Source organism: Pimelobacter simplex (assembly GCF_900114845.1).
Taxonomy (GTDB): Bacteria; Actinomycetota; Actinomycetes; order Propionibacteriales; family Nocardioidaceae; genus Nocardioides; species Nocardioides simplex.
The window spans coordinates 164,634-177,545 of record NZ_FOUK01000003.1 but is presented as its reverse complement, the minus strand read 5'-3'; the positions used below and the strand labels follow the sequence as shown (position 1 = coordinate 177,545).

Annotated in this window: 12 protein-coding genes; 2 read left to right on the top strand and 10 right to left on the bottom strand. The window is 72.3% G+C overall.

All coding sequences use genetic code 11. The annotated features are described in order from the left end of the window. Positions 1-286: 286 nt before the first annotated feature. Positions 287-751, bottom strand: a complete 465-nt coding sequence (locus tag BM223_RS13455; protein WP_038678945.1) for an Lrp/AsnC family transcriptional regulator — start codon at positions 749-751, stop codon at positions 287-289. Between the two features lie 28 nt (positions 752-779). On the opposite strand from BM223_RS13455, the gene BM223_RS13450 reads away from it, so the two are divergent. Further along, positions 780-1,718 (top strand): 5'-3' exonuclease, encoded by a 939-nt coding sequence (locus BM223_RS13450; RefSeq protein ID WP_038678943.1) that lies wholly within the window; start codon positions 780-782, stop codon positions 1,716-1,718. Here the strand turns inward: BM223_RS13450 and BM223_RS13445 are convergent. The 9 genes from BM223_RS13445 to pafA form a co-directional block, all read right to left on the bottom strand. Further along, positions 1,715-2,110: an NUDIX hydrolase gene (locus BM223_RS13445; protein ID WP_038684374.1), complete on the bottom strand. Its 396-nt coding sequence runs from the start codon at positions 2,108-2,110 to the stop codon at positions 1,715-1,717. The two genes, BM223_RS13450 and BM223_RS13445, sit on opposite strands and share 4 nt — an antisense overlap. Next, positions 2,110-4,899 (bottom strand): DEAD/DEAH box helicase, encoded by a 2,790-nt coding sequence (locus BM223_RS13440; protein WP_038678941.1) that lies wholly within the window; start codon positions 4,897-4,899, stop codon positions 2,110-2,112. Before BM223_RS13440 ends, BM223_RS13445 begins: the two co-directional genes overlap by 1 nt. Continuing rightward, complete coding sequence (locus BM223_RS13435; protein ID WP_038678939.1) at positions 4,896-5,765, bottom strand: diacylglycerol kinase; 870 nt, start codon at positions 5,763-5,765, stop codon at positions 4,896-4,898. Before BM223_RS13435 ends, BM223_RS13440 begins: the two co-directional genes overlap by 4 nt. A gap of 19 nt (positions 5,766-5,784) precedes the next feature. Beyond that, positions 5,785-6,558: a twin-arginine translocase subunit TatC gene (gene tatC, locus BM223_RS13430; RefSeq protein WP_075018614.1), complete on the bottom strand. Its 774-nt coding sequence runs from the start codon at positions 6,556-6,558 to the stop codon at positions 5,785-5,787. Positions 6,559-6,630: 72 nt separating this feature from the next. After that, entirely contained in the window at positions 6,631-6,897 is a 267-nt protein-coding gene (gene tatA, locus BM223_RS29755) for a twin-arginine translocase TatA/TatE family subunit (RefSeq protein ID WP_052138623.1), read from the bottom strand. A gap of 59 nt (positions 6,898-6,956) precedes the next feature. Then, positions 6,957-7,991: a helix-turn-helix transcriptional regulator gene (locus BM223_RS13420; RefSeq protein WP_052138622.1), complete on the bottom strand. Its 1,035-nt coding sequence runs from the start codon at positions 7,989-7,991 to the stop codon at positions 6,957-6,959. Continuing rightward, on the bottom strand, positions 7,988-8,950 hold the full coding sequence (locus BM223_RS13415; protein ID WP_038678933.1) for a helix-turn-helix transcriptional regulator: 963 nt from the start codon (positions 8,948-8,950) through the stop codon (positions 7,988-7,990). The genes BM223_RS13420 and BM223_RS13415 overlap by 4 nt, the downstream gene beginning before the upstream one ends. Positions 8,951-8,975: 25 nt before the next feature. Then, complete coding sequence (locus BM223_RS13410) at positions 8,976-10,076, bottom strand: FKBP-type peptidyl-prolyl cis-trans isomerase (protein WP_235319288.1); 1,101 nt, start codon at positions 10,074-10,076, stop codon at positions 8,976-8,978. A 51-nt stretch (positions 10,077-10,127) separates the two neighbouring features. After that, on the bottom strand, positions 10,128-11,489 hold the full coding sequence (gene pafA / locus BM223_RS13405) for a Pup--protein ligase (RefSeq protein WP_038678929.1): 1,362 nt from the start codon (positions 11,487-11,489) through the stop codon (positions 10,128-10,130). Positions 11,490-11,533: 44 nt separating this feature from the next. On the opposite strand from pafA, the gene BM223_RS13400 reads away from it, so the two are divergent. Beyond that, positions 11,534-12,910 carry an FAD-dependent oxidoreductase gene (locus tag BM223_RS13400; protein ID WP_038678927.1) on the top strand — a complete coding sequence of 459 codons (1,377 nt, stop codon included), beginning with the start codon at positions 11,534-11,536 and terminating at the stop codon, positions 12,908-12,910. Positions 12,911-12,912 lie beyond the last annotated feature (2 nt).

The window sequence follows — 12,912 nt, the reverse complement described above, 5'->3', positions numbered from 1 at the left end:
TACCGGTCCGCTCTCGAGGAGCGAACCGACCTCCGCGAACCGTGGTCGGGTGGAGCTGGTGCTACTCCCCCGACGTACGGCCACTCGGACGTCGGTCCGCCGGCCACGACCTGCACGAGCGAACGACTCCGTACTCTGGTGAGCCTTACCCGGACTGTCAACCGCCCGCTGACCTGCGGAGATCCGCGTTCTCGCAGGTCAGGAGGGGACGTCGGGAGCCGGAAAAGTTCGGAAAAAGTTCGGAAAAGACGGCTGCCGACGGCGTGTCGCGGGGCGACGCGCCGGGTCAGGAGCTGACCGGGCGGTTCTCGTAGTACGTCGAGAGCACGATGGTGGTCCGGGTGGACACGTTGGCGACCGAGCGGATCCGGCTCAGCAGGCCCTCGAGCTCGAGGGGGGTGGTGATCCGGACCTTGAGGAGGTAGGACTCCTCGCCGGCCACCGACCAGCACGACTCGATCTCCGGGAGGCCGACGAGCCGGTCGGGGCAGTCGTCGGGCTGCGAGGGGTCGATCGGGCGGATCGCGATGAACGCGGTGAGGGGCAGGCCGATCTCGGCGTAGTTGACGGTGGCGCCGTAGCCGAGGATGAGGCCGCGCTGCTCGAGGCGCTTGACCCGCTGGTGCACGGCCGAGGTGGACAGTCCCGTGGCCCGCCCGAGATCGGTGTAGGACATGCGCCCGTCCTTGGCCAGAAGCTCCAGGATCTGCCGGTCGGTCGCCTCGACCGTGGGATTGGTGCTCTGACTCACGCGGTGCAGCCTAATAGGCTGCGCTGTGATGACTGAGCGCCTTCTACTCCTCGATACGGCCAGCCTGTACTTCCGGGCCTACTTCGGCTCCCCGGAGATCCTCGCGCCGGACGGCACCAACGTGAACGCGGTGCGCGGCCTCCTGGGCTACCTCTCCCAGCTGGCCGAGCAGTACCAGCCCACCCACCTCGTCTGCTGCTGGGACGACGACTGGCGCCCGCAGTGGCGCGTCGACCTGATCCCCACCTACAAGGCGCACCGCGTGGTCGCCGAGGTCGAGGGTGCCCCCGACGTCGAGGAGGTGCCGGACCCGCTCGAGCTGCAGGTGCCGGTGATCCGCGAGGTGCTCGCGGCGTTCGGCATCGCCGTGGTCGGCGCGACCGGCTACGAGGCCGACGACGTCATCGGCACGCTGGCCACCGGGGCCGGGATGCCGGTCGACGTGGTCACCGGCGACCGCGACCTCTTCCAGCTCGTCGACGACGCGGCCGGCGTCCGGGTCCTGTACGTCGGGCGCGGCGTGGGCCGGCACGAGCGGGTCGACGAGGCGTGGGTGGTCGAGAAGTACGGCGTCCGGGCCGACCAGTACGCCGACTTCGCCACCCTGCGCGGCGACGCCTCCGACGGCCTGCCGGGCGTCAAGGGGGTCGGCGACAAGACGGCGGCCTCCCTGCTGCAGAAGTACGGCGACCTGGCCGGCGTCCGTGCGGCGGCGGAGGACCCCACCAGCGACCTGGGCCCCGGCCCGCGGCTGAAGATCAAGGAGGCGGCGCCCTACCTGGAGGTCGCCCCGGCCGTGGTCGCCGTGGCCCGCGACATCGACCTGCCGCGCGGCGACCGGTTGGCCCTCCCCCGCACCCCGGCCGACCCGGAGGGTCTGGCGGCGCTCGTCGAGCGCTGGTCCCTGTCGTCGCCGGTGGAGCGGCTGACCGGCGTGCTCGCCGGCCTCGACGCCGCCGGCGCCTAGCTGCTGCCGGCCAGCAGGCCGGCGTCGACGAGTGCCGGGATCACGTGGTCGCGGATCGCCGGCCCGAGCCCGGGCCGGGTCGCGTCGGCCACCCAGTCGAGGGCGGCGAGCTCGGCCTGGCGGGCCGGCTCGCCGTCGATCTCGGCGAGGAAGACGGTGAGGCTCATCGGGACCCGCTCGATCGCGGCGGGCGCCTCGACGTCGAGGAAGTGCTCGGCCTCGCGCACGACGACGCCGAGCTCCTCGTGCACCTCGCGGCGCATGGCTTGCTCGTGGGTCTCGCCCGGCTCCAGCTTCCCGCCGGGCAGGTAGAACACGTCGGGCGCGGCCTGCTTGCTCACCACCAGCAGCCGGCCCTCGCGCAGGACGACGGCCGCGGCGACCGTCAGCATCACCCGGTGGCCACGATCCCGCGGCGCAGCAGCTTGACCAGCTGCCGCGCGGTGTCGCGCACCGGGGTGCCCGCGGCGGCGTCGGCGATCTGGCCGGCGAAGTCGATGAGCTGCTTCATCTGACGCACGAAGTCGCCCGCGGTCTGGTCGTTGCGGGTGATCACCTCGTCGAGGTCCTGGCCCTCCGCCCACCGGTACGCCGTCCAGGCGAAGCCGGGGTCGGGCTTGCGCAGGAAGTCGAGCCGGTGCTGGCGCTCGAGCCCCTCGAGCTCGGACCAGAGCCGGGTCATCGCGTCGATGGTCACCTGGATGGCGCCGCCCGGCACGTTCGGCGGGCCCTCCTCGGGCCGGCGGGCCTCGTAGACGAGCGCCGAGAGCACAGCGCCGAGCTGGGCGGGCGTGAGGTCGTCCCACAGGCCGGTGCGCAGGGACTCGGCGGCGACCAGGTCGAGGTCGGAGTAGATCCGCATCAGCCCGCGACCGCGCTCGGTGACGTCGTCCTCGACGAGGTAGTCGAGCGCCTCGAGCACCTCGCACACCCGGTCGAAGGTGCGCGCCACGGTGTTGGTGCGCCGCTCGATGCGCTGGGCCAGGACCTGGGTGTCCTTGTCGAGCTTCGCGTAGCGCTCGGCCCACCGGCTGTGGTCCTCGCGCTCGGCGCAGCCGTGGCAGGGGTGCTCGCGGATCTGGGCGCGCAGCGCCTGGATCTCGCGCGCCGTCGCCTCGTCGACCGGGCCCCGCTCGGCCTTGGGCCGGGTGGTCGAGAGCGGCAGCGCGCGGACCGCCTCGCGGACCTGCTGGGCGATGTCCTTGCGCTGGTGGGGGTTGCGCGCGTCGACCCGCTTGGGCAGCCGGATCCGGGCGACCGGCTCGACGGGCGTCGGGAAGTCCATCATCGCCAGCCGCCGGCCCTGCCGCTCGGCGGTGATGACGAGCGGGCGGTGGCCGTGCTCGGACAGGCCGGGGTCGACGACGACCGCCGGGCCGGCGAACTTGCCGACCGGGACGACGATCACGTCGCCGGGCTTGAGCGCCTCGAGCGAGGCGATCGCCTCGTCGCGCCGGTCGTGGCGGCGGACCTTGCTCGACTCCTTCTCGAGCTCGGAGACCCGGCGCCGCAGCGCCGCGTACTCCATGAAGTCGCCGAGGTGGCACTGCGCGGCCTCGGCATAGCCCTGGAGGGCGTCCTCGGCCTTGCGCTGCTGGCGGGCGAGCCCGACCACGGCCCGGTCGGCCTGGAACTGCGCGAACGACTGCTCCAGCAGCTCACGGGCCTGGTGGCGGCCGTAGGAGTGCACCAGGTTGACCGCCATGTTGTACGACGGCCGGAACGACGAGCGCAGCGGATAGGTCCGCGTCGAGGCGAGACCGGCGAGCTCGCGCGGGTTCATCCCCGGCTGCCAGAGCACGACCGCATGGCCCTCGATGTCGAGGCCGCGGCGCCCGGCCCGTCCGGTGAGCTGGGTGTACTCCCCCGGCGTGATGTCGGCGTGGGTCTCGCCGTTCCACTTCGACAGCTTCTCGAGGACGACGGTCCGCGCCGGCATGTTGATGCCGAGCGCCAGCGTCTCGGTCGCGAAGACCATCTTGACCAGCCCGCGCAGGTAGAGCTCCTCGACGCACTCCTTGAACGCCGGCAGCATGCCCGCGTGGTGGGCCGCGACGCCGCGCGAGGCGGCGTCGAGGAAGTCGTGGTAGCCGAGCACGTGCAGGTCGTCGGAGGGCAGCCCGCCGAGGGTGCGCTCGACGTAGGCGATCGCCTCGTCGCGCTCCTCGGGCGTGGTGAGCCGCAGGTTCGCCTCGAGGCACTGCTTGACGGCGGCGTCGCAGCCGGCCCGGCTGAAGATGAAGTCGATGGCGGGCAGCAGGTTGTGCCGCTCGAGCTGGTCGATCACGTCGAGCCGGCCGGGGATCCAGATCCGCCGTCCGCTGCCCACGTTGCGGCTGCCGGGGCCGCCCTGGCGCCCGCGCGCGCCCTTGGGGGTGCGCCGGTCCTTGAGCCGGGAGGACGCCCAGTCGTCGCGGGCGAGCTTCATCAGCTCGTCGTTGACCGGGGCGCCCTCGCGCACGAAGCCCGCCGCTGCGTCGACGTCCGAGGACGCGAACAGGTCGAGCAGCCGGCGGCCCACCATCACGTGCTGGAACAGCGGCACCGGGCGCCGCTCGGCGACGATCGTGCGGGTCGAGCCGCGCACCGTCTCGAGCCACTCGCCGAACTCCTCGGCGTTGGAGACCGTCGCCGACAGGGAGATCACCGACACCGACTCGGGCAGGTGGATGATGACCTCCTCCCAGACCGCGCCGCGGGCGCGGTCGGCGAGGTAGTGCACCTCGTCCATCACGACGAAGCCGAGACCGACCAGGGTGCGGGAGCGCGCGTAGAGCATGTTGCGCAGCACCTCGGTGGTCATCACGACGACCGGCGCCTCGCCGTTGATCGAGGTGTCACCGGTGAGCAGGCCGACCTGGTCGGCGCCGTAGCGGTCGACGAGGTCGTGGTACTTCTGGTTCGACAGCGCCTTGATCGGGGTCGTGTAGAAGCACTTGCGCCCGGTCTCGAGCGCCAGGTGGACGGCGAACTCGCCCACCACCGTCTTGCCCGCACCGGTGGGCGCGGCGACGAGCACGCCGTCGCCGTCCTCGACTGCGCGGCAGCCCGCGACCTGGAACTCGTCGAGCTCGAACGAGAAGCCCGCCGCGAAGTCGCGGAAGACCGGGTGCCCCCGGTCCTTGCGGTACGACGCGTAGCGCTCGGCGGGGCTCACGTCCGCCTCGTCGGGGGTGCTCACACGATCACCCGCACCGCGCCGGGGACGCACTCGACGGTCAGCGGGAGCGGGCCGAACCGCTCGCCGTCGGCGTACCCGACGATGCCGGCGCTCGCCACCGTCACCCGCTTGACGCGGTGGCGCTCGTACTGCGGATGGCTCACGTGTCTCCCGTCGAAGAGCTGGGGGAAGGTCCTCACCAGCTCCATCCTGCCCAGTGGCTTGATGAGAACCACGTCGAGGAGCCCGTCGTCGAGCTGGGCACCGTGCGTGATCCGCAGCCCGCCGCCGAACGAGGGGCCGTTGCCGACCGCCACGAGCATCGCCTCGAGGCGCCGCTCGACGCCGTCGAGCTCGAGGACGTAGTGGAGCGGCTGGAACACCCGCAGCTCGGCGAGCGTGGCCAGGTTGTAGCGCATCTGGCCCCGCGGCCAGCGCATCCGGTTGGCCCGCTCGTTGACCACGGCGTCGAAGCCGGCCGCGAGCACGCCCCCGAAGTAGCGATCGCCGATCCGGGCCAGGTCGATCGTGCGCGGCGAGCCCTGCACGATCCGGGCCGCGGCGGCGGCGCCGTGCCCCAGCGGCAGGTCGAAGTAGCGGGCGAAGTCGTTGCCGGTGCCCGCAGGCAGGATGCCGACCGGCACCTCGGTGCCCGCGGCCGCCTGCAGCCCCAGGTTGACCATGCCGTCGCCGCCGCAGAGCACCAGCGCGTCGGGCTCCTCGGCGACGGCCAGCCGGGCCAGGTCGAGCGCCTCGCCGGCGTCGCGGCCGGTGAGCGCCGTCGTCCGCCAGCCGGCGCCGTGGAAGCGCGCCAGCGCCTCGTCACGGGTCCGCGCACCGCGCCCCTTGCCCGAGGTCGGGTTGGTCAGGACGATCGCGCGGGGCACGGGTGAAGGCTAGCGGGGCCTACAGGTCGAGCGGGCTGGCCTCGTCGGGAGACAGGCCCGCGTTGATCTTGTTCTTGTCGCGGCGCCGGTCGTTGAGCCGCGCGATCACCTCGGAGACGAAGAACAGCACCACCATCGGCACCGCCATGAACGTCATCGTGAACGGGTCGGTCGACGGCGTCGCGGCGGCCGCGAAGACGAAGCAGCCGATCACGATCCACGGGCGGACCGCGCCGAGCGCCTTGCCGCGCAGGATGCCCGCCATGTTGAGCAGCACCACGAAGACCGGGATCTCGAAGGCGATGCCGAACACCAGCATGGTGCGGGTGAAGAAGCTCAGGTAGTCGTTGAACTCGACGAGGTTGGTCAGGTCGGCCTGGGTGAATCCGATCAGGATCTCGAGGCCCTTGGGCAGGGTCACGTAGCCCAGGACGATGCCGCCGATGAAGAGCGGGCCGGCGATGACGGCGAAGAGCGCCGTCCAGCGCTTCTCGGTGGAGTGCAGCCCGGGCAGGATGAACGCCCAGATCTGGTAGAGCCAGATCGGGCTGGTGCCGATGATCGCGGCCAGTCCGCACAGCTTGAGGTAGAGCATGAAGCCGCCGGCCACGCCGCTGGTGGTGGCCATGGTGCGCTCGGCACCGAGCGACTCGCGGGCGCGCTGGTAGGGCTCGTTGATGACCGCGAAGATCGGGTCGAAGAAGAACAGCGCGACGATGAACCCCACGAGGAGGACGAGCGCAGCCTTCAGGATGCGGGCGCGCAGCTCCCGGAGGTGGTCGGACAGAGCCATCCGCCCGTCGTCACCGACAGGGTGGACCGGCCTGCCGACGAAGAGCCGGAGGATGCCGGAGAGAGCCAAGGGTCAGGCGTTGTTCTCGCGACGTTCGTCGACGATCTCGCCCTCGGCGATGTCGTCGTCGACGGCGTTGAGCTCGCCGGTCGACTTGGGGGCCTTCTTCTTGTCGTCGTCATCGTCGCGCAGGCCCTTGGTCTCGGCCTTGAAGATCCGCAGCGCCTGGCCGGTGCCCCGGGCCAGGTCGGGGAGCTTGGCCGCTCCGAAGACGAGCACCACGATCGCCAGGATGATGAGCCACTCGGCTCCCTGGGGCATTCCGATCAGGGGAATCATCGGTGGAACCAACTCTCGTTGTGTCGGGTACTGCGGTCGGAGCCCATGCTACGCCCTCGTCACTGGTAGAGCCTGAGGGTCTCCTGTGCACGCACGATGAACGACTCGGTGAACTCTGCGGGGCTGACCACCTCGGCGTGCGGCGCGAGGCGCAGCAGCAGGCGGGTCAGCCAGCGCCGGTCGACGACGAGCAGGTCGACCTCGGCGGAGCCGTCGTCGAGCGGGCGGACGGCGCGCACCGGGTAGTAGTCGGTGGCCCAGCGGGCCGGCGGGGCCAGCCGCAGCGTCACCGGGACGGCGTCGGGCGTCGCGTCGTCGCGGAAGAGCCCGTCGCTGAGGTCGCGCGGCGGCCGTGGGGTGGTCGTCGTGCGGCTGGGGAGGAGCTCGGCCTTGCTGATCCGGTCGAGCCGGAACAGGCGGTCACCCCCGGCCCGGTGGCACCAGGCGTCGAGGTAGGCGAAGACACCGTGGGTGACGACGCCGTAGGGGTCGACGACGCGCTCGGACTCCTCGTCGCGCGAGGGCACGAAGTAGGACAGCCGCAGCTGCTGGGAGCCGGCCAGCGCCTGCTGGACGAGCGCGGTGAGCTCGGCGACGACGACCTGCTGGGCGTCGCGCGGCGAGGGAGCGACCTCGACGTGGGCGGCGCCCGCCGTCGCCGCGGCCGACTCGAGCTTGGCCAGCACCCGGTCGACCAGCTCGGGCGTGGCGCCGGCGGCCCGGGTCTCGCGCAGCATCCGCAGCGCGACGATGACGGCCGAGGCCTCGGTGGCGCTCAGCCGCAGCGGCCGGGCGAGGTAGTCGGCGTTCTCGACCCGGATCACGCCCTCGGTGACCGGGCTCCCCTCGTCGGTGACGATCGCGTCGAGGTCGACGTCGATCAGGTCGTCGGGCAGGCCTCCGGGCAGTCCGCACATGAAGAGGACGCGCAGGTCGCGCACCACCTGGGCCGGCGTGGTGCCGAGCACCTTGGCGGCCTCTTCGAGGCGGACGCCGTCGCGGTGGTGGAGGAAGGGGACCAGGGTGAGCAGCCGCGCGACCTGGTCGCGCGCGCCGGGGGCCGGGGCCGGCCGGCTCTTGGGGGCGGGGCTCATCCGGCCACCTGCAGGAGCCGGGCGACCACCTCGTCGCGGATCGCGGCCGGCTCGACCAGCACCACGTCGGGGCCGTGGGAGAGCACCTCGTCGGCCAGTCCCTGGGTGGGGCGGACCACCTCGAGCCGGTCCCAGCCGGTGTGCTCGTCGGGGCCGGCGACGCCGAGCACCACCCGGCTCGCCGACCGGCGGAAGCCGTGACCGGCCCCCTCGCGGACCAGCAGCACCGCGGTCGCAGTGGGGGTGGGCGGCGCCATCCGGCGGGCGATCGCGCGCACGTCGGTGTCGGGCGGCACCTCGTAGGCGCCGGGCTGGCCGACCAGCCGGACCTCGCCGATCACCCGGGAGAGCCGGAAGACCCGCTCGGCGCCGCGGTCGGCGTCGTGGCCGACGAGGTACCAGCGGCCGCCGTAGCGGACGACGCCCCAGGGCTCGACGTGGCGGCGCATGGAGCTCTCGGCGCCGGCGCGCTGGTAGTCGAACTCGATGGCCTGGCGCTCGCACACCGCGACCCAGCAGGTCTCGAAGGCGGGCTCCTCGGCGGTCAGCAGCGGCCGCGCGATCTCGAGGGCGTCGAGGTCGACGTCGATGCCGGCCGCGGTCAGCTTGCGGACCGCGTCGGTGGTGGCCTGGGCCATCGTCGCGTGCTGCCAGACCCGGGACGCGATGCCGACCACCTGGGCCTCCTCGGCGGTGAGCTCGACCTCGGGCAGGGCGAACGCCTCGGGCGGGATGCGGTAGCCGACCTCGTCGTCGAAGAAGGGGTCGATCGGCGCGACCTCGACCGGGACGCCGAGGCTGCGCAGCTCGTCCTTGTCGCGCTCGAACATCTTCTCGAAGGCGTCGGGGCGCGAGTCCGGGTAGAGCAGCTCCCGGATGCGCTCCTTGGCGATCGGGCGCCGCTGGACCAGGAGCATGATGAGCAGGTTGAGCAGGCGCTCGCTCTTGGGCGCGGGCATGGGGACTATTGTGCCCCGTCGAACATCAGTTCGACGAACCCTCGCTGGGGGTGCCCGAGGGCGTCCCCGTGCTGCTCGGCGTACCGGACGGCGTGCCGCTCGGGGACGCCGTGTCGGTCGGCTCGGGCTTCGGCTCCGGGTCGGCCACGTCGAGGATGTCGATGACGAAGTAGAGCGTCGAGTTGGCCGGGATGTCCTCACCCTGGGCCTTGTCGCCGTAGCCCAGCTTCGGCGGGATCTCGAGGATCACCCGGCTGCCGGCGGTCTGGCCGACCAGGGCCTTCGACCAGCCCTTGACGACCGAGGCCTCCTTGCCGCCGAGGGTGGCGGTGAAGCCGCCCTTGCTGAAGCTCTCGTCGAACGGCTTCTTGCCCTTCGCGAGCTGGCCGAGGTAGTTGACCAGCGCCTGCTGGCCGTCCTTGATGGCCGGGCCCTCGCCCTTGGTCAGGACGGCGACGCGCAGCTCGCCGTTGGCGGCGGGCACGCCCTTGAAGTCGAGACCGGTCGGCACGCCGTCCTTCTCGACGATCTTGGGTGCCCAGGCCGGCGCCGTCTGCGCGGTGCCCTGCGGCTGGGCGAGGCCGACGATGTCGGCGACGTAGAGCATGCCGTCCTCGTTGCCGATGTTGAGACCGGCGAGCAGGCTCGCGGCCTGGCTGCCGAAGTAGTTGCCGAAGGCGACGTCGCTGCCGACCGCCACCGCGATCCGGGTGCCGACCGTCTGGCCCGCCTTGATCTGGCCGTCGAGGCCGATCGCGAGCAGGTCGGTGAGCGACTGCGGCTCCTTGGGGGTGCCGACGCGCACCAGCGTGCTGAGCTTGGTGTCGTCGTAGCTGTCGTAGGCGACCTGGTGGGTCCAGCCGTCGGCCAGCGTGAACTCGACCCGGACGAGGTCGCCCTTCTTGAGCGCGTCGCCGTCGCCCTTGGTGACCACCTTGGACTCGGCCTTCTCGGCCGTCATGGTGTCCTTCCAGTCCAGCTTCGGCGCCTCACCCACCTGGCCGCTGATGCTGACGGCGTCGAAGCCCTTGACACCGTCGGAGGAGTCGCTGCCGCACGCGGCGAGCGCGAGGCTCGCCGGGAGCAGGGCGGTGAGGACAAGGGTCGTCGGACGTCGCAGACGCATCAGCACGCGCAAACCCTACCGACTCCCCCTGAGAGATCTCCCAGGAGTCGCTCACATGCCGTCGATGAGCCGCTGCACCCGCTCGTCGTAGGCCCGGAAGGGGTCCTTGCAGAGGACCGTGCGCTGGGCCTGGTCGTTGAGCTTGAGGTGCACCCAGTCGACGGTGAAGTCGCGGCGTCGCTCCTGGGCGCGGCGGATGAACTCGCCGCGCAGCCGGGCCCGGGTGTTCTGCGGCGGGACCGACTTGGCCTCGAAGATCTTGAGGTCGGTGCTGACCCGGGCCACCGCGCCGCGCTTCTCGAGCAGGTAGTAGAGGCCCCGGTTGCGGTGGATGTCGTGGTAGGCCAGGTCGAGCTGGGCGACGCGCGGGTGGCTCATCGGCAGGCCGTGCTTGGCCCGGTAGCGGTCGATCAGCTTCCACTTGATGACCCAGTCGATCTCGCGGTCGACGAGGCTGAGGTCGTCGGACTCGACGGCCTTGAGGCCGCGCTCCCACAGGTCGAGCGAGCGCTCGATGACCGGCGTGCTGATGCCGCGCCGGTCGACGAAGTCGCGCGCCTTGGCGAGGTACTCGCCCTGGATCTCGAGCGCGCTGGCCTCGCGGCCGTTGGCGAGCCGGATCTTGCGGCGCCCGGTGACGTCGTGCGCGATCTCGCGGATGGCCCGGATCGGGTTCTCCATCGTGAGGTCGCGCATCACCACGCCCTCCTCGATCATCCGCAGCACGAGGTCGCAGCTGGCCACCTTGAGCATCGTGGTGGTCTCGCTCATGTTGGAGTCGCCGACGATCACGTGGAGGCGGCGGTACTTCTCGGCGTCGGCGTGCGGCTCGTCGCGGGTGTTGATGATCGGGCGGCTGCGCGTGGTCGCGCTGCTCACGCCCTCCCAGATGTGCTCGGCCCGCTGGCTCACCGAGTACGACGTCCCGCGGGGCGTCTGGGTGACCTTGCCGGCGCCGACGATGATCTGGCGCGTCACCAGGAACGGGATGAGGACGTCGGCCAGCCGGGAGAACTCACCGGCCCGGCTGACGAGGTAGTTCTCGTGGCAGCCGTAGGAGTTGCCGGCCGAGTCGGTGTTGTTCTTGAACAGGTAGATCTCGCCGGCGATGCCCTCGTCGTGCAACCGCTGCTCGGCGTCGAGGAGCAACCCCTCGAGCACCCGCTCCCCCGCCTTGTCGTGCGTGACGAGGTCGGTGACGTCGTCGCACTCGGGCGTGGCGTACTCGGGATGGCTGCCGACGTCGAGGTAGAGCCGCGCGCCGTTGCGCAGGAAGACGTTGCTGCTGCGTCCCCAGCTCACCACCTTGCGGAACAGGTAGCGGGCGACCTCGTCGGGGCTGAGCCGGCGCTGGCCGCGGAACGTGCAGGTGACCCCGTACTCGTTCTCGATCCCGAAGATCCGACGGTCCATGAGTGAACACTACTGGCCCGGGCCGCATCGGGTACGGCGTGCGCATGAACCCATCGCACGAGTTCGCGCTGGCCTACGACGTGGCAGTGGTCGGAGGCGGTCTCGCCGGACTGCTCAGCGCGCTCCTGCTCGCCCGGGCGGGGCGCGCGGTCGTCGTCCTCGAGGCGCGCCAGGTGGGCGACGGCACCACCGGGCACTCGACCGGCAAGGTCAGCCTGCTCCAGGGGACGAAGCTCAGCCGGGTGCTGCGCAGCCACGCGCTGCCGATCGCCCGGCAGTACGTCGAGGCCGGCCGCGAGGGCCAGGCCTGGCTGCGGCACTACTGCGCCGAGCACGGCATGCCGGTCGAGGGACGGCACGCGACGACGTACGCGACCACCGCGGCCGGTGAACGGCGGGCGCGCGCCGAGCTCGACGCGGCGCAGGCGGCCGGGCTCGACGCCGTGTGGACCGACGAGACCGAGCTGCCCTTCGCGGTGCGGGGCGCCGTCCGGCTCGAGGACCAGCTCCAGGTCGACCCGCGCGCGGTGCTCGACGCGCTGCTGGACGACGTGCGCGCCGAGGGCGGCGAGGTGCGCGAGGAGGCCCGGGTGGTCGGCGTGCGGCGGCACGGCTCGTCGGTCCGGATCACGACCGCCGACGGGACCGGGCTGAGCGCCGGCGCGGTCGTCGTGGCGACCAACCAGCCGATCCTCGACCGCGGCCTGTTCTTCGCCCGGCTGCAGCCGGAGCGCTCCTACGCGGCGACGCTGAGCGGCACCTGGGTGCCCGAGGGCATGCACCTCTCGTCCGACGACGACACCCGGTCGCTCCGCTCGGCGCGCGGCACCGACGACGACGGTGGGGACGGTGGGGACGAGGCGCTGCTGATGATCGGCGGCGCCGGCCACGTCACCGGCCGCGGGCCGGCGAGCGAGCACCGGGCGCGGCTGCTGGCCTGGGCGGGCGAGCACTTCCCGGAGGGCGAGGTGCGCGCGACCTGGTCCGCGCAGGACCAGGCCCCGGTCGCCGCACTCCCCTATGCAGGCCCGGTGCTGCCCGGTGAGCACCGGATCCAGGTCGTCACGGGCTTCGACAAGTGGGGGTTCAGCACCGCGCCCGCGGCCGCGCTCGTGGTGGCCGCCGAGCTGCTCGGCGGACGCCGTCCGGGCTGGGCGGAGGCGCTGCGCACCTGGGCGCCGCCCCGGGTCCGCGCGGCGGCGCGCACCGGGATCGCCAACGCCGAGGTCGGGTGGCACCTGGCGTGCGGGCACCTGCGCCGGCCGTTCGCGCAGGACCGGCCACCGCTGTGCACCCACCTGGGCGGCGTCCTGGCCTGGAACGACGTCGAGGAGTCGTGGGACTGCCCGCTGCACGGCTCCCGGTTCGCGGCGGACGGCACGGTCCTCGAAGGACCGGCCACCCGTCCGCTCACCAGGTAGGA